Annotated in this window: 12 protein-coding genes and 2 pseudogenes; 11 read left to right on the forward strand and 3 right to left on the reverse strand. The window is 69.2% G+C overall.

What is annotated here, in order from left to right:
* Nucleotides 1–85: 85 nt before the first annotated feature.
* From AB8P05_RS27430 to AB8P05_RS27475, 10 genes and pseudogenes are all read left to right on the forward strand, one after another.
* Nucleotides 86–2,116: an ABC transporter substrate-binding protein gene (locus tag AB8P05_RS27430; RefSeq protein WP_472761249.1), complete on the forward strand. Its 2,031-nt coding sequence runs from the start codon at nucleotides 86–88 to the stop codon at nucleotides 2,114–2,116.
* Nucleotides 2,083–3,114, forward strand: coding sequence for an ABC transporter permease (locus tag AB8P05_RS27435; RefSeq protein WP_455175562.1), 1,032 nt, complete (start codon nucleotides 2,083–2,085; stop codon nucleotides 3,112–3,114). Before AB8P05_RS27430 ends, AB8P05_RS27435 begins: the two co-directional genes overlap by 34 nt.
* Nucleotides 3,111–4,312: pseudogene (locus AB8P05_RS27440) on the forward strand (ABC transporter permease). The gene AB8P05_RS27435 and the pseudogene AB8P05_RS27440 overlap by 4 nt, the downstream one beginning before the upstream one ends.
* 268 nt (nucleotides 4,313–4,580) lie before the next feature.
* On the forward strand, nucleotides 4,581–5,894 hold the full coding sequence (locus AB8P05_RS27445; protein ID WP_455175563.1) for a glycosyltransferase family protein: 1,314 nt from the start codon (nucleotides 4,581–4,583) through the stop codon (nucleotides 5,892–5,894).
* Nucleotides 5,895–5,932: 38 nt separating this feature from the next.
* The gene (locus tag AB8P05_RS27450; protein ID WP_472761250.1) at nucleotides 5,933–7,189 is read left to right on the forward strand and encodes a glycosyltransferase family 4 protein; all 1,257 of its coding nucleotides are present in this window, start codon (nucleotides 5,933–5,935) and stop codon (nucleotides 7,187–7,189) included.
* Nucleotides 7,186–7,806, forward strand: coding sequence for a hypothetical protein (locus AB8P05_RS27455; RefSeq protein ID WP_472761251.1), 621 nt, complete (start codon nucleotides 7,186–7,188; stop codon nucleotides 7,804–7,806). The genes AB8P05_RS27450 and AB8P05_RS27455 overlap by 4 nt, the downstream gene beginning before the upstream one ends.
* The gene (locus AB8P05_RS27460) at nucleotides 7,790–8,308 is read left to right on the forward strand and encodes a glycosyltransferase family 4 protein (protein WP_472761252.1); all 519 of its coding nucleotides are present in this window, start codon (nucleotides 7,790–7,792) and stop codon (nucleotides 8,306–8,308) included. Before AB8P05_RS27455 ends, AB8P05_RS27460 begins: the two co-directional genes overlap by 17 nt.
* A pseudogene (locus tag AB8P05_RS27465) lies at nucleotides 8,305–8,990 on the forward strand (histidine phosphatase family protein). The gene AB8P05_RS27460 and the pseudogene AB8P05_RS27465 overlap by 4 nt, the downstream one beginning before the upstream one ends.
* Complete coding sequence (locus tag AB8P05_RS27470) at nucleotides 8,987–10,132, forward strand: glycosyltransferase family protein (protein ID WP_472761253.1); 1,146 nt, start codon at nucleotides 8,987–8,989, stop codon at nucleotides 10,130–10,132. The pseudogene AB8P05_RS27465 and the gene AB8P05_RS27470 overlap by 4 nt, the downstream one beginning before the upstream one ends.
* Entirely contained in the window at nucleotides 10,129–10,893 is a 765-nt protein-coding gene (locus tag AB8P05_RS27475; RefSeq protein ID WP_472761254.1) for a polysaccharide deacetylase family protein, read from the forward strand. The genes AB8P05_RS27470 and AB8P05_RS27475 overlap by 4 nt, the downstream gene beginning before the upstream one ends.
* 9 nt (nucleotides 10,894–10,902) lie before the next feature.
* Here AB8P05_RS27475 and map read toward each other — a convergent pair whose 3' ends face one another.
* The 3 genes from map to AB8P05_RS27490 form a co-directional block, all read right to left on the reverse strand.
* Entirely contained in the window at nucleotides 10,903–11,712 is an 810-nt protein-coding gene (gene map / locus AB8P05_RS27480) for a type I methionyl aminopeptidase (protein WP_455175568.1), read from the reverse strand.
* Nucleotides 11,713–11,815: 103 nt separating this feature from the next.
* Nucleotides 11,816–12,313, reverse strand: coding sequence for a TetR/AcrR family transcriptional regulator (locus AB8P05_RS27485; RefSeq protein ID WP_472761255.1), 498 nt, complete (start codon nucleotides 12,311–12,313; stop codon nucleotides 11,816–11,818).
* 194 nt (nucleotides 12,314–12,507) lie between these two features.
* On the reverse strand, nucleotides 12,508–14,886 hold the full coding sequence (locus AB8P05_RS27490; RefSeq protein WP_472761256.1) for a cellulase family glycosylhydrolase: 2,379 nt from the start codon (nucleotides 14,884–14,886) through the stop codon (nucleotides 12,508–12,510).
* 619 nt (nucleotides 14,887–15,505) lie between these two features.
* Between AB8P05_RS27490 and AB8P05_RS27495 the strand changes: the two genes are divergently transcribed.
* Entirely contained in the window at nucleotides 15,506–16,225 is a 720-nt protein-coding gene (locus AB8P05_RS27495) for a nucleotidyltransferase family protein (protein WP_472761257.1), read from the forward strand.
* Nucleotides 16,226–16,231 lie beyond the last annotated feature (6 nt).

Raw genomic sequence — 16,231 nt, forward strand, 5'->3', positions numbered from 1 at the left:
CTCCCCCCGGGGAGAGGGGGGCCCCGCCGCTTTGCGGCGGGGTGGGTGAGGGGACGCGCGGCGGTCCTTTCACAAAATTCCTGCAATGCATCCCCCTCACCCTGACCCTCTCCCCGGGGGGAGAGGGAAAAAGCCCGCGGGATTACGAGCACTCATTCTCCCCCTTCTCCTCCTCCTCACCACCCCCGCCGCCGCCTTCACCCCGCAGGAACCGGCGCTCCTGCGCGACGAGGTCACCTACGGCCTGCTGCCCCCCGTCCGCCAGCGCATGCCGGAGGAGCCGCTGATCGTCGATCCGACGGCGAAGGGCCGCGACCTCGGACGGTCCGGCGGCTGGATCCGCACCTTCATCACCCAGCGGCGCAACAGCCGCATCGCCGTGCTCTACGGCTATGCCCGGCTGGTCGGCTACAACGAGAAGCGCGAGCTGGTCCCCGACATCCTGAAGGACGTGACCGTCGTCGACGGCCGCGACTTCACCCTGACCCTGCGGGCCGGCCACCGCTGGTCCGACGGCGCCCCCTTCACCAGCGACGACATCCGCTACTGGTGGGAGGACATCGCCAACAATCCCATGCTGTCGCCGTCCGGCCCGCCGCGCTTCATGCTGGTGGACGGCAAGCCGCCGGAGGTCAGCTTCCCCGACGCGGTCACCGTCCGCTTCCGCTGGGAGGAGCCGAACCCCTATTTCCTTCCCACGCTGGCCGCCGCCCGGCCGCCCTTCATCTACCGGCCGGCCCATTACCTGAAGCGCTTCCACGCCCGCTACACCACCGAGGCGGAGCTGGCGCCGCTGATCGCCAAGTACAAGGTCCGCAACTGGGCGGCCCTGCACAACGCCCGTGACGACATGTTCCGGATGGAAAACCCGGACGAACCGACCCTCCAGCCCTGGATGGCGATGTCGAAGGGCACCGGCAGCCATCTGCTGTTCCAGCGCAACCCCTATTACCACCGCTTCGACACGCGCGGCATGCAGCTCCCCTACACCGACGGGCTGGACGTGACGGTGATGGCCGGCGGGCTGATCCCGGCGCAGGTCGCCACCGGCAAGGCCGACCTGCAGGCCGAAGGGCTGACCTTCTCCCAGGTGCCGGTGCTGGTGGCGGGGGAGGCGGCCGGCAACTACCGCACCCTGCTGTGGCCGGAGGGCAAGGCGGCGGAGATCGCGCTCTATCCCAACCTGAACTACAACGACCCGGTCTGGCGCCCCCTGCTGCGCGATCCCCGCTTCCGCCGCGCCCTGTCGATGGGGATCGACCGGCGGATCATCAACCGCTCTCTCTTCTTCGGGCTGGCGCGGGAAAGCGGCGTGGACGTGCTGCCGGGAAGCCCGCTCTACAAGCCGGAACGCACCGGCGTCTGGACCGGCTACGACCCCCGCCAGGCCGCGGCGCTGCTCGACGGGATCGGGCTGAAGCGCAAGCGCGGCGAGCTGTACCGCGAGCTGCCCGACGGCCGCCCGCTGGAGGTCATCGTCGAATCGGCGGGCGAGAAGCCGGAGGTGGCCGACGCGCTGCAGATCATCGCGGAGACCTGGCGCGACATCGGCGTCCGGCTGCTGGTGCGCACGGTGGACCGCGACGTGCTGCGCAACCGCGTCTATGCCGGCCAGACGATGATGGCGGTGTGGGGCGGCTGGGACAACGGCGTCCCCGATCCCGACAGCAGTCCGGAGGAGCTGGCCCCGATGACCCAGGAGAATTTCAGCTGGCCGAAATGGGGGCAGCATTACCAGACCTCCGGCAGCGCCGGCGAACCCATCGACATGCCGGTCGCGCAGGAGCTGATGGACTTCGCCCGCCGCTGGCGCCACACCACCGACGAGACCGAACGGCGCGCCCTGTGGTCGGCGATGCTCGACATCCATGCCGACCAGATCTTCGCCATCGGCGTGGTGTCGAAGACGCCGCAGCCCATCGCCGTCGCCAACCGTCTGCGCAACGTCCCGGACAAGGGGCTGTGGCTGTGGGATCCCGGCGCCTATCTCGGCATCTACCGGCCCGACGAGTTCTATTTCGCCGACGCCCGCCCGGCCGATCCGGAGCCGGCCGGCATCCACCGCAGGGGGAATGACCGCCCATGCTGCGTTTCATCCTGCACCGGCTGCTGGTGATGATCCCGACGCTGTTCGTGGTGTCGATGCTGATCTTCATCGTCATCAACCTGCCGCCCGGCGACTATCTGTCCAACCAGATCGCGGAGCTGCGCGCCACCGGCCAGGAGGCCGGGCTGGCGAAGGCGGAGTTCCTGCGGCGCGAATATGCGCTCGACCGCCCGCTGCCCGAGCAATATCTGGTCTGGATCGGCGTCTGGCCGGGACCGAACGGCTTCAACGGCCTGCTGCAGGGCGACCTCGGCTGGTCGTTCGAGTTCAACAAGCCGGTGGCGGAGGTGGTGGGCGAGACCCTGTGGTTCACCGTCATCCTCAACGTCGCCGCGGTGCTGTTCGTCTATCTGGTCTCCTTTCCGCTGGGGGCGCTGGCGGCGATCCGCGCCAACAGCTGGGTCGATTACCTCGCCGCCACCATCGGCTATATCGGGCTGGCGACGCCCAACTTCCTGCTGGCGCTGATCCTGCTTTATTACGGCCAGAAATGGCTGGGCCTGCCCATCGGCGGGCTGGTGGACGCCCAGTACGAGAACCAGCCGATGAGCTGGGCCAAGGCCGGCTCGATCCTGCAGCACCTGATCGTCCCCACCATCGTCATCGGCCTGGCCGGCACCGCCGCCATGGTGCGTCGCCTGCGCGCCAATTTGCTGGACGAGTTGGGCAAGCCCTATGTCGTCACCGCCAAGGCCAAGGGCGTGCCGCCGCTGCGCCGGCTGACACGCTATCCGCTGCGCATGGCGCTGAACCCCTTCGTCTCCGACATCGGCTCGCTGCTGCCCTCGCTGGTTTCGGGTTCGGTGCTGATCTCCGTCGTGCTGAGCCTGCCCACCATCGGGCCGGCCCTGCTGGAGGCGCTGCGGGCGCAGGACATCTTCCTGTCGGGCTTCATCCTGATGTTCATCTCGCTGCTGGTGCTGGTCGGCATGCTGATCTCCGACATCGCGCTGGCGCTGCTCGATCCCCGCATCCGGCTGGGCAAGGGAAGGAAGGCCCAGTCATGAAAGAGCCGAGCATTGAAGGCGGCGGCAGGGAAGGCGGGGCTGTGAAAGGCGGCTGGGACCATTACGTCGACAGCCGGCCCTATCCCGATCCGGCCGCACCGGACGGGCCGGCGACCCGCTTCGATCCGGGCGCCTCGACCGGGCGGCTGATGCTGCGGCGCTTCCTGCGCCACCGGCTGGCGGTGCTGGGGGCGCTGTTCCTGGGGCTGTCCTATCTCAGCCTGCCCTTCGTCGATTTCCTGGTTCCCTACGGCGCCAACGAACGCGACGTGGAGCATCTCTACGCCCCGCCGCAGGGCATCCACCTGTTCCACGAGGGGCAGTTCATCGGCCCCTTCGTCTACCCGACCACCGGACAGCCCGACCTGAAGGACTATCGCTGGCGCTACGAGGCGGACGAGAGCCGGCCGATGCCGCTGGAGTTCTTCTGCCCCGGCAAGCCCTACCGCTTCCTGGGGCTGGTGGAGATGCGGATGCGGCTGGTCTGCCCGCCGCCGGGGGCGACGCTGCATCTGCTCGGCACCGACCGGCTAGGCCGGGACATGCTGTCGCGGCTCGCCATCGGGGCGCAGCTGTCGCTGACCGTCGGGCTGCTGGGCATCGCCGTGTCCTTCGTCATCGGCATCACGCTGGGTGGCATGGCCGGCTATTTCGGCGGCTGGATCGACGCCGGGGTGCAGCGCCTGTCGGAGATCCTGAAATCCCTGCCGGAGCTGCCGCTGTGGCTGGCGCTGTCCGCCGCCGTGCCGGCGCAATGGAGCCCGGTGACGGTGTTCCTGTGCATCTCCGTCATCCTCGGCCTGCTGGACTGGCCGTCGCTGGCCCGCGCCGTGCGCTCCCGCTTCCTGGCGCTGCGCGAGGAGGATTTCGTCATGGCGGCGGAGCTGATGGGCGCCAGCCCGGCCCGCATCATCCGCCGCCACCTGCTGCCCAACTTCGCCAGCCACCTGCTGGCCAGCGCCACCCTGTCGATCCCGGCGATGATCCTGGGCGAGACGGCGCTGTCCTTCCTGGGGCTGGGGCTGCGCCCGCCGGCGACCAGCTGGGGGTGATGCTGAACGACGCCCAGAACTTGATGGCCGTGGAAACCTATCCATGGGTGTCATTGCCGATGCTGCCGGTGATCCTGGTAGTCTTGTCCTTCAACTTCTTCGGCGACGGACTCCGCGACGCCCTGGATCCCTATCATGGCGATTGAACGCTTTTCCCGGCAGGCTCTACCAAACGTGAGCTTGGCTGTAATTCATATATCACAGCGCATAGGTGGGTTGTCGTCCCTCGGCCGGAAGTCGGCTTGATGCGCGGCACAATCCATGTGAGGGGTTCTATCCAGGCTGGAGCGCCGCTGCCGGCACCTGGACCAGACGCGCAACCACCGGGGCCAAGCCGGTCCTCAGACGAGCATAGTGAATTGTTCTGCTACGGCTTTTCGGTTCCGACTCCTTGCTGAAGCGGAGTGTCCGAGCATGCACCAGCCCCTGGCCCCCTTTCGGTCCCTCCATCCCGACCGGACACCGCCGCGCATCCTGCTGTACAGCCACGACACCTTCGGGCTCGGGCATCTGCGGCGGTCGCGGACGATTGCCCAAGCCCTGGTATCGGCCTTTCCCGACGCCTCGGCGCTGATCCTCACCGGCTCGCCGGTCGCCGGCCGCTTCGATTTCCCGGAGCGGGTCGACCATGTGCGCCTGCCGGGCGTGGTGAAGCAGCCGGACGGCGGCTACACCGCCCGCAACCTCGGCCTGCCGATCGAGGAGACCACCGCCATCCGGGCGGAGATCATCCGCGCCACCGCCCGCGCCTTCCGCCCGACGCTCGCCATCGTCGACAAGGAGCCGACCGGCCTGCACGGCGAATTCCTGCCGGCGCTGGAGGAGATGCGGGCCACCGGCAACACCCGCGTGGTGCTGGGCCTGCGCGACGTGCTGGACGCGCCCGAGGCGCTGCAGCCGGAATGGGAGCGCAAGGAGGCGGTCGCCGCCATCGAGCGCTATTACGACCAGCTCTGGGTCTACGGGCTGCCGCAGGTCTACCGCCCGCTCGATGGGCTCGACCTGCCGGCGGAGATCGCCGCGCGGGTGCGCTACACCGGCTATCTGCGGCGGGAGCCGTCGGAGGGCGGCGGCGCCGTCCAGGCCGCGGACAGCCTGATGGCGGCGCCCTATGTGCTGGTGACCCCCGGCGGCGGCGGAGACGGGGCCGCCCTGGTCGACTGGACCATCGCCGCCTATGAGAGCGATCCGGACCTCGCCCCCAATGCCCTGATCGTCTACGGCCCCTTCCTGGAGGATTCCCGCCGCCAGGAATTCGCCGCCCGCATCCGCCGGCTGAAGGGCAGGGTGGAGACCATCAATTTCCATTCCCGCATGGAGGATCTCTATGCCGGCGCGGTCGGCGTGGTGGCGATGGGCGGCTACAACACCTTCTGCGAGATCCTGTCCTTCGACAAGCCGTCGGTGCTGGCCCCGCGCACCCGCCCGCGGCTGGAACAGCGCATCCGGGCGGAGGCGGCGGAGGCGTTGGGCCTGCTGCGCATGCTGGACAGTGACCGCGACGGCAGCGACCCGCGGGCGATGGCTGACGCCATCCGCGCGCTGCCCGCCCAGCCGCCGCCCTCGGCCAGCCCGCTGCCCGGCCTGCTCGGCGGGCTGGACCGCATCGTCGAGCTGACGCGCGAGGTGCTGGAGGCCGAAAAGGCGTCCGACCGGTCAGCCGCCGTCACCCCGATCCGCCGGGCGGCGCAACGTCTGTCCCGCGCGGCGATGGGCAAGCGCGCATGACGTCTGACTTGGTGAAGGACGGCCCTGTGCCGTCCCCCATGGTTTCGAGAGCCGTGCCGTTGAAAATCGCGGTGGTGGTGAAGGGATACCCCCGCCTGTCGGAGACCTTCATCGCGCAGGAGATCCTGGCCCTGCAGGAGCGCGGCGTCGATCTGGCGATCTGGTCGCTGCGCCATCCCACCGATGGCCGCCGCCATGCCCTGCATGACCGCATCACCGCACCGGTCCATTACCTGCCGGAATATCTGCGCGACGAGCCGGGGCGGGTGCTGCGCGCGCTCGGCCGGCTGATCCTCCGCCATCCGGCCGGGCTGGCCAGCACGGCGCTGGGCTGGCTGCGCGACCTGTGGCGCGACCGCACCGCCAACCGGGGCCGCCGCTTCGGGCAGGCGCTGGTGCTGGCGGCGGAGCTGCCGGCGGATGTCCCCTTCGTCTACGTCCATTTCCTGCACACCCCGGCCTCGGTCGGGCGCTATGCCGCGGCGATCCGCGGCATCGGCTGGGGCTTTTCCGCCCATGCCAAGGACATCTGGACCACCCCGGAGTGGGAGAAGCGCGAGAAGCTGGCCGACGCCCGCTTCGGCGTCACCTGCACCGCGGTGGGGGCGGCGCATCTGCGCGGGCTGGCGGCCGATCCAGCGTGCATCGACCTCGTCTATCACGGGCTGGATCTCGGCCGCTTTCCCGCCCCGCCGGACCGCGCGGGCGCCCTGCCGCGCGACGGCTCCGCCCCCGACCGCACTGTGGAGTTCCTGTCGGTCGGCCGGCTGGTGGAGAAGAAGGGATACGACCGGCTGCTCGACGCCCTGGCGACTCTGCCTGACGGCCTGCACTGGCGGCTGGTCCATATCGGCTCCGGCGAGCTGAAGCAGGCCCTGCGTGCCCAGGCCGAGCGGCTCGGCCTGTCCGACCGCATCGAGTGGCGCGGCGCGCAGGACCAGGCGGCGGTGATCGGGGCGCTGCGCCGCGCCGACCTGTTCGTGCTGACCAGCGTGGTGGCCGGCGACGGCGACCGCGACGGCCTGCCCAACGTGCTGATGGAGGCGGCGAGCCAGCGCCTCGCCATCCTGTCCACCGCCGTGTCGGCCATCCCCGAATTCATCGCCGACGGCACCCACGGCCTGCTGACCGACGGCACCCCGCCCGCCATCGCCGCCGCGTTGCAGCGGCTCGCCACCGACCCGGCGCTGCGCCTGCGGCTGGGCGAAGCGGCGCATGACCGCCTGCGCGCCGAGTTCGGCATGACCGCCGGCATCGACCGCCTCGTCCGCCGTCTGGAGGAGGCCGCGGCGTGAGCGCCCCATCCCCGCCGCGCCCATCCCCTCTGCGCATCGCCTTCTACGCCCCGCTGAAGCCGGTCGACCACCCGGTTCCGTCCGGCGACCGCCAGATGGCGCGGCTGATCCTGCGCGCGCTGGAGGCGACCGGCCCGGTGGAGGTGGCGAGCAGCCTGCGCGTCTATGACGGCAGCGGCGACGCCGCCGTCCAGGCCCGTCTGACGGCAGCGGCCGAAGCGGAGTGCGACCGCCTGCTGTCCCTCTACGCCGCTGAACCGGACCGGCGCCCGTCGCTATGGCTGAGCTACCATGTCTATTACAAGGCGCCCGACCTGATCGGACCCGTCATCGCCCGCCGCCTGCGCATCCCCTATGTCGTGGTGGAGGCGACCCGCGCCCGCAAGCGCCTGACCGGCCCCTGGTCAGCCTTCGCCGCCGCCGCCGAAGCGGCCATCGAGGCGGCCGACCTCGTGCTCTGCGTCAGCGCCCGCGACCGGCAGGCGGTGGAAGCCTACGGCCCGCCCGGCCAGCGCGTGGCGATGCTGCCCCCTTCCTCGACCTGCCGCCCTCGGTTGAACGCAGCGGCCCTGCCTCTTCCCCCGCCTGCTGACCGTCGCCATGATGCGGCCGGGTGACAAGCTCGCCTCCTACCGCCTGCTGGCCGAGTCCCTCCACCTTCTGGCCGCCCAGCCCTGGACGCTCGACATCGTCGGCGACGGTCCTGCGGCGGCGGAGGTGTCGTCCCTGTTCGCCCCCTTCGGCCCGCGCGTGACGCTCCACGGCGCCTGCGCGCCTACGGACCTCGCCGCCCATTACCGTGCCGCCGACCTGCTGGTCTGGCCCGGCCTGAACGAGGCCTTCGGCATGGTCTATCTGGAGGCGCAGGCCCACGGCGTCCCGGTGGTCGCCGTCGACAATGCCGGCACCGGAACCGTCATCCGCGACGGCGGCCGCCTGACCGGCCCGGCGCCGCAGGACTTCGCCGCCGCGCTGGCCCGGCTGCTGGCCGATCCGGCAGCCCCGCGCTCCCTCGGCCGGACCGCCCGCGCTTACGTCGAGGCGCATCACGGCCTTCCCGCCGCCGCGGAGCGCCTGCGCGGCCTGCTGACGGCGCTGACCGGGCAGGTGCCGGCATGATCCGTCTGGCCTTCCTGCGCCACGGCATCACCGCCTGGAACCGCGAGGGGCGCATCCAGGGCCGCACCGACATTCCGCTGGACCCGGAGGGCCGCGAGCGCCTGTCCCGCCTGACGCTGCCGGAGGCATGGCGCGACGCCACCCTGCACGCCAGCCCGCTGTCCCGCGCCGTGGAGACCGCGCGCCTGCTGGGCAACGGCCGCCCCGTCCACACCGACCCTCGCCTGATCGAGATGGACTGGGGCGCCTGGGAGGGGCTGCGCGGCCTCGACCTGCGCGCCGACCCCGCCAGCGGCTACCGCGACATCGAGGAGTGGGGCTGGGACTTCCGCCCCCCGGCGGCGAAAGCCCCGCCGACCTCCGCGACCGCCTGACCGACTGGCTGAAATCCCCTCTCCCCCCGGGGAGAGGGTTAGGGTGAGGGGACGCACGGCGAGGATTCTCGTGACAGCCACGCACTGCATCCCCCTCACCCCGACCCTCTCCCCGGGGGGAGAGGGAGAGCCACCTCATCGTCACCCACATCGGCGTGATGCGCGTCGCCCTGGCACTCGCCTGGGGCTGGGACTTCCGCGGTCCGCCGCCGGTTCCCGTGAAGCGCGACCGCCTCTACACCATGACGCTCACCGCAGACGGCACCCTCCGCCCCGCCGGCAACCGCGAGGGGGAGCGCCTGTCGTGAAGCTCATGATCGTCGTCACCCACCTGCTGGGCACCGGCCATCTCAGCCGCGCGCTCGCCCTGGCCGAGGCGTTCTCCGCCCGCGGCTGGAGCGTCGATGTCGTCAGCGGCGGGCGTCCGGCCCCCCATCTCGGCAGCGGCGGCGCCACCCTGCACCAGCTGCCGCCGCTGGCGAGCGACGGCGCCGATTTCGCCACCCTGCTGACCGCCGACGGGCGCCCCGCCGATGCCGAAACCTTCGCCGCGCGGCGGGCGATGCTGACCGGCCTGCTCGACGCGCTGCGCCCCGACATCCTGGTGACCGAACTCTTCCCCTTCGGCCGCCGCGCGCTGGCCGCGGAGTTCGACGCCCTGCTGCAGCATGCCCGCGGCCTGCCGGCCCCGCCGCTGACGCTCGCCTCCGTCCGCGACATCCTGGCCCCGCCCTCCAAGCCGGCGCGGGTGGCGGAGACGGAACGCCGGCTGCTCGGCTTCTACGACGGCGTGCTGGTCCATTCCGACCCGGCCGTGGTGCCGCTGGAGGACAGCTGGCCGCTGACCCCGGCGATGCGTCCGCTGCTGCGCTACACCGGCTTCGTCGTCCCGCCGCCGGCCACCGACGACAACGGTACGGAGGGGCAGGGTGAAATCCTGGTCACCGCCGGCGGCGGCCCGGTCGGGCGTCCCGTCTTCGAGGCCGCCGCCCTTTGCGCCGCCTCCGCCGCCCTGCCGCAGCGCTGGCGCCTGCTGGTGGCGAAGGGCGACGCGGCGCTGGCCGACCGGCTGCGCGCCATGGCCCCGCCCGACCGCCTGCTGGTGGAGCCGGTCCGTCCCGACTTCCGCGCCCTGCTGGGCCGCGCCGCCGTCAGCGTCGGCCGCTGCGGCTACAACACGGCACTCGACTGCCTGACGGTGGGGGTGCCCAGCGTCTTCTGCCCGTTCGAGGACGGCAAGGAGGTCGAGCAGACCATCCGCGCCGCCATCCTGGCCCGCCGCCCCGGCATCGCCCTGCTGCGCGAGGCAGACCTCACCCCCGACAGCCTTGCCGGCGCGCTGCAGTCCGTGCTGGGCGTGCGCATCCCGCCGCTCGACCCGGCATCGCTGGCCGGGGCGGCACGCAGCGTGGACATCGTCGAGGCCATGCTGGCGGAGAAGAGATCATGAGCGATTGGAGCGCGGTTGAAGAGGAGTTGGCCCGCTGGACGGATCTCGGCCGGCGCTGCGCCGTCTGGCTGCGCGACGACGACGCGGTGGCGGCCGGCCCCCAGCTCGACCGGCTGCTGAACCGCTGCGCGCGGTCCGGCATCCCGCTCGGCCTTGCGGTCATCCCGGCCGATGCCGAGCGCTCGCTCGCCGAGGCGCTGTCGGACCAGCCGCATGCTACCGTTCTGGTCCATGGCTGGGCCCACGCCGACCACGCCGCCCCCGGGGCCAAGAAATGCGAATTCGGGCCGGAGCGCCCCGCCGATGTCCGGCAGGCGGAGGCCGAACGCGGCCTGTCCGTCCTGCGCGGCCTGTTCGGCGACCGGCTTTTCCCGCTGTTCGTCCCGCCCTGGAACCGGATGGCCGCCGACATGCCCGACCGGCTGGCCGCCGCCGGCTACCGCGCCGTCTCCGCCTTCGGCACCCCGCCGCGGGAACGGGGCGGCATCGCCTGGGTCAACACCCACCTCGACCTGATCGACTGGCGCGGCAGCCGCTCCGCCGTGCCGCTCGACGCCCTGCTCGACACGCTGTGCCGCGAACTGCGCGAGCGGCGGGAGGGCCGGCGCGACCCGCATGAGCCCATCGGCCTGCTGACGCACCACCGGGTCCATGACGAAGCCATCTGGGGCCTGCTGGACCGCCTGCTCGACCGGCTGGCCGGCCATCCGGCACTGGACTGGCCGGCTGTCGGCAGCCTTGCCATGACCACAGGACGGTGAACGGGTCCTTCACGCCGCGGGCAGGTAGGGCGGCTTGGTGAACTGCGCCGGTGAGAGCGTGAAGATCTCATAGCCGGTTTCGGTGACGCCGACGCTGTGCTCGAACTGTGCGGAGAGGCTTCGGTCCCGGCTGACGGCCGTCCACCCGTCGCTGAGGATCTTCACATCCGGCCGGCCTGCATTGACCATCGGTTCGACCGTCAGGAACATCCCCGGCCGCAGTTCCGCTCCCTCCCCAGGCCGGCCGTAATTCAGCACGTCCGGCGCGTCGTGGTAGATGCGGCCCAAGCCATGCCCGCAGAAATCCCGAACGACGGTGAAGCGCTCCGCCTCCACGCAGCGCTGCATGGCGAAGCCGATGTCTCCCACCGTCGCACCGGGTCGGATGGCCTCGATGCCGCGCATCATCGCTTCGTACGTCACGTCGATGAGGCGCTTGGCGCGCAGGCCGAGCGTGCCGACCCCATACATGCGGCTGCTGTCGCCATGCCAGCCGTCGACGATCACCGCCAGGTCGATGTTGAGGATATCGCCCTCCGCCAACCTGCGGTCGCCGGGTATGCCGTGGCAGACGACATGGTTGACCGAGATGCAGGTCGCATGGGAATAGCCGCGATAGCCCAGCGAGGCAGGCGTCCCCCCGTGGTCGACGATGTACTCGTGGCAGAGGCGGTCAAGCTCCGCCGTGGTGATCCCTACCCTGACATGCCCGGTGATCATGTCCAACGTCGATGCGGCCAGCCGACCGGCGGCACGCATCCCGGCGAAATCCTCCGGAGCGTGGAGCTTTATGCTTCTGTGTTCGGTCGCTTCGGTCATTGGCTGTCCTGGATCACGGGGGAGGGGGCATCGGCGTCCTGCGGCGACCGCCTGACGGCCTTCGGCATGCCGGCGATCGGCATCCCGGCATGAAGGTCGGCGATCATCTGCCCGACGAAGGACGGCAGGGGAGCCCCCTGGAGAGGTGAGGGCGGAGAATGGCGATCGGCGCGTCGAAGATCAGGAACTTGGCCCGTGCCAGCGGCTCATCGCCGACCGTCCCGTCTCCGCAGGCCGCGACGCAGGCCTGGAAGGCGCTGTCGAACTCGTCCTCCAGATCCTGCAGCATCTTCCGCAGCGGTTCCGGGGGCGGACTGTCCTCGAACAGGGCGACCGGCTCATTCAGGAGAAGGAAGCGGGCGCGATGTTCGTTCTCCCTGCACCAGGGAACGATGGCCATGGCCGCCTCGCATGGACGGCCATCGCGCAGCAGAGGGGCCAGGGTCCCGACGAAAGATGCGTAGGCCGTATTCCAGGCCGTGCCGAGGACGGCCGACCGGGATTCGAAGCGATGATAGATCGACCCGGTCGGCGCTCCCACCCGTCGGGCGATCGCCTGCATCGTTGCGGCGGCGGGGCCGCCTTCCGCGACCAGAACCATCGCTGCGTCGATGAAGTCGTTCTCGAAAAACGTGCCGTTCTGACCATGCCAATTAGAATACACGTTTTAGAATGAGCTGTCTATTTGATTTCGCGCCGTCCGCCCGAAGGAGGCCCGAAAACGCAATGGGGCCGACCCGCGCCCTTGGCGACGCGGATCGGCCCCATACTGCAGTGCTGTCCTCGCGGGAGAGCTTACGCCGCGTGCTCGGTGATGTAGCCCATGGCGCTGCCGATGCTGGTGTTGCCGTGGGTCAGGTTCAGCAGGAAGTTCTCCGTTCCTTCGTTGCCGGAATTGTCGCCGTGGATCTGGACGGTGACGGTCTTGGTGGTCTCGCCCGGCTGGAAGGTCAGGCTGCCGCTGGCGGCGGTGTAGTCGGACCCGGCCTTGGCCGTACCGTCCCCGGTCGAATAGTCGATGGTGGTCGGGGCGGTGACCGCGTTGGCCAGCTGCACGGTGAAGACCGCCTCGTCGCTACCCGCCACGGTGGCGGAGCTGCCGGAGGCCGGGGCCAGACCCGCCTTGATGATGTTCATCTTGGTCGAGTCGACGGTCTTGTAGTCGTCCTTCAGCAGGCCGCCCACGTCATGCGATTCCGGCGTCCAGGCCCAGTAGGTCCAGCTCATGCCCTTGTCGCCGGCGGCGATTTCGCTCTTGCCGTCCAGGTTCCAGTCGCCGTTCAGGTACTTGACGAAGGCGTTGGCCCAGGTCTGCTCGGCGCCGCTGGTCATCAGGCCGCCGAACTCGCCGATCAGCACCGGCGCGATGTTGTTCTTGTAGATGTAGCCCCACATGCTGTCGTACTGAGCCGGCAGATTGTTGGGGAAGTTGGAGTCCTGCAGCCAGCTGAAGTTGCCGACGCTGTGGCCGTAGGCGTGCGGCGAATAGACCAGCTTGTTCGGAACGTCGAACTCGATCGGACGGTCCTTCACGCCGGCCAGCGTGCTGCTCCACTCGGTGCCCTCGACCAGCATCAGCCAGTCCTTGTTCACGGACTGGATGGCGTTGCCGATGCGCTCGGCGGCAGAGGCCCAGTCGGTGGCGGGGTCGCCGCCCCAGGTCGCGGACACGCTCGGCTCGTTGTGCAGGTCGGCGCCGATCACCGCCTCGTTGCCGGCATAATGCTTGGCCAGCATCTTCCAGTTCTCGATCACCTTCGATTCCGGGTTCCGGTCGGTGTACCACAGCCCGTGTTCGTTGGTGCCGGCGCCGCCGTCGTTGCGGTGGTGGTCGAGGATCACCTTCATGCCGACCTTGCCGGCATAATCGATGACCTTGTCATAGACCTCCAGCCGGGTCAGGCCCTTCAGGTCCGGGTTCTTCGAATAGTCGATGCCGTTGGTGACGGCGTCGCTGGAGAACATGTCGTCGGCCCAGGTCAGGCGGATGACGTTGAAGCCCAGGCCCTTCATGCTGTCGATGTGGCCCTGATAGCTGTCGGCCCACAGACCCGAGGGAACGTAGTTGTAGCCCTCGCCGCCGAACCAGTTGACGCCGGTCAGGCGGACGGTGTTGCCGCTTTCGTCGACGATCTGGTTGCCCTTGGTGCTGAGGAAGCCGTCGATCGAACCGCTGCTCTGCACCATGCCCGGATCGGCGACGGTGACGTTGCCGACCTTGACCGACGGCGTGCCGCCGGTGGAGCCGCCCGTGTTGCCGCCGGCGCTGCCGCCCTTGCCGCTGTCGGTGCCGCTGTCGGTGCCGCCGCCGGAGTTGCCGGCATCGCCGCCGGCGTCGCCGGTGGTGCCGCCGAAGTGGCTGGCGTCGAGCTTCGCAGTCAGGGTGGCATTCCAGTAGAGGTCGCTGGTGGCGCCGAGATCGGCACCGTCGGCCTCACGCTGGACCGACACCACGTCGTCGGTCGCCGCGACGGCCTTGCCGTCGACGCTGACGCTGTGGACGTACAGGTTACGGTCGGCACCGTCGACGATGCCGTCATTCTCGTACTTCACCTGCACCGCATGGGCCGCGCCCTGGGCCAGATCGGCGGTGAACTTGAATTCCTTGGCCTCGGCGCTGTCGGCGATGCCCTTGCCGATCTCCTTGCCGTCGACCATCACGGTGAAATGGGCGCCTTCGCCGCCGGCGGCGCTGCCGGCCGCAGTCACGGCGATGACGTTCTGCGCGGTGCCGGCGGCCGGACCGGTGACGGGGGCGGCCGGGGCGGCGCTCTGCGGCGCGGCGTAGTAGCTGGCGGGGGTGCTGAAGGTCAGCGCGCCGTCCCACCACATGGCTTCCTGGCCGGCCTGGGTCGGCGCCGGGGCGGCGTCGTCATGACGCTCATAGATGGCGTCGGTCGGCTGCAGCGTGTGGCCGTTCACCTCGATCGACTGAACGTAGAGATCGCGATCGGCGCCGGTCGCGGTGTCGTTGTCGTAAACGACCTGGATCTTGTGCGCCGTGTTGGCCGCAAGGTTGGCGGAGAAGCTGTAGGCCTTCGACGAGGCGGTCGCCGCACTGGCCGACCCGACCTCCTGACCATCCACCAGCAGCTTGAAATTCGGCGCGACGCTGTCCGCGGACTGGCCGTAGGCGTTGACGACGATCTTGCTCGGCGTGGTGGTCGTGCTCATGACTTCGATCCTATGTCCGTTGCGTTGAAGCCATGCTGGCGTTCCAATGGTTAACGAAACCTTTCCAAATCCGGTTAAGTTTTCTCGAACCTTGTGGCAAATTTGGCTCAGCCGGTCACAGGGTCGTTCAAGGGGGAAGTGCTATGTTCATCAACTATATCCCATCATGGTCACAGGCGTCGCCGGATCATCAATAGTCTTCCTTTTGCTGACTTAATAATGACTTTGAAGGCCAAAATCACGGTGAGAAAATCTCGAAAGACATAGATCCGGCTACTCGGAAGATCAAGCCGAATTCGGCATCATAGTTTCGCTAACCCACTCTCATGAGAACGATAATTACAAAATATACTTTCCTAGCTGGGCGCATGACCGATCATTTTTCAATCCGCGGAACTACAGCCTTAGAGGTACCCCAGAGTCGAGACAGACCCTTTTCGCACGCAAAAAGGTTAAAGTTCGTGATCGCACGACAGCGCTCATCGCCATCGTTAAGAGTTTCTTTAATGGATTACAGTCCTATCAGCGCTCGTAGCCGGGCAGTGACGATCATCACTCCGCCGTCGCCGGCCATGCTCTATGATGCAGGGGATCGACCACCCCCGTAAGGAACTCCACCATGGCGACCGGCGCGCATGCAGCCTTCCTGAAAAGCGTCAAGGATGCCGCCCAGTCGCGGATCAGGACCGGCGTCTTCGCCGACGCGGCGGCCTCGAAGACGGAGATCGAGCAGGTCGGCCAGACCATCGCCGCCAAGTATCGCGGCGTCATCTCCGCCGCGCCGATCAAGAGCGAGGAGCGGGCAACCCAGAAGGTGGGCATGGATTATGACGGCGACTGGCACTCCATCAAGGATCTGGCCCGGATGACCATCGTCGTGCCGACGCTGTCCGACTGCCGCGGGGTGCTGGCCGACCTGAAGCGCGCCTTCACCGCTTCACAGGGGCGCGGCCTGATCCAGGTGAAGGAGGTTGGCGCCGACGCCGATCCCTGCGGCTATTCCTCCACCACCGTCTTCGTGCGCACCTCCAACGGCCGCCCGGCGGAAATCCAGATCAACGTGCCGGAGATCATCTACGCCAAACAGTCGGAGGACAGCGTGCGCCGCATCCTCGGGCCGCAATGGTTCATGAACATCAAGATGAAGTACCAGCTTGACGGCGGGCTGGGGCACGCCCTGTACGAAATCTACCGCGTCGCCCCGGGCTCCAGCCGCGGCCTGGCCGCCGCGGCGCTCAGCAAGAGCTATTACGCCTTCTTCCGCCAGCGCATCCCCAGCCCCGGCGGCGCCTCCGGCCTGCGCAAGGCGCTGCTGGACCTCTGCGTGCACAAGCATTGAGGGGGC

The sequence above is a fragment of the Azospirillum sp. VT-I1 genome (assembly GCF_055698305.1).

What these genes read in the sequence shown, in the direction of transcription:
- AB8P05_RS27475 (WP_472761254.1), top strand. Translation starts at nt 10,129, where the DNA reads ATGAGCGATTGGAGCGCGGTTGAAGAGGAGTTGGCCCGCTGGACGGAT.
- AB8P05_RS27495 (WP_472761257.1), top strand. Translation starts at nt 15,506, where the DNA reads ATGGCGACCGGCGCGCATGCAGCCTTCCTGAAAAGCGTCAAGGATGCC.
- AB8P05_RS27435 (WP_455175562.1), top strand. Translation starts at nt 2,083, where the DNA reads ATGCTGCGTTTCATCCTGCACCGGCTGCTGGTGATGATCCCGACGCTG.
- map (WP_455175568.1), bottom strand. Translation starts at nt 11,712, where the DNA reads ATGACCGAAGCGACCGAACACAGAAGCATAAAGCTCCACGCTCCGGAG.
- AB8P05_RS27430 (WP_472761249.1), top strand. Translation starts at nt 86, where the DNA reads ATGCATCCCCCTCACCCTGACCCTCTCCCCGGGGGGAGAGGGAAAAAG.
- AB8P05_RS27485 (WP_472761255.1), bottom strand. Translation starts at nt 12,313, where the DNA reads ATGGTTCTGGTCGCGGAAGGCGGCCCCGCCGCCGCAACGATGCAGGCG.
- AB8P05_RS27450 (WP_472761250.1), top strand. Translation starts at nt 5,933, where the DNA reads ATGGTTTCGAGAGCCGTGCCGTTGAAAATCGCGGTGGTGGTGAAGGGA.
- AB8P05_RS27490 (WP_472761256.1), bottom strand. Translation starts at nt 14,886, where the DNA reads ATGAGCACGACCACCACGCCGAGCAAGATCGTCGTCAACGCCTACGGC.
- AB8P05_RS27445 (WP_455175563.1), top strand. Translation starts at nt 4,581, where the DNA reads ATGCACCAGCCCCTGGCCCCCTTTCGGTCCCTCCATCCCGACCGGACA.
- AB8P05_RS27460 (WP_472761252.1), top strand. Translation starts at nt 7,790, where the DNA reads ATGATGCGGCCGGGTGACAAGCTCGCCTCCTACCGCCTGCTGGCCGAG.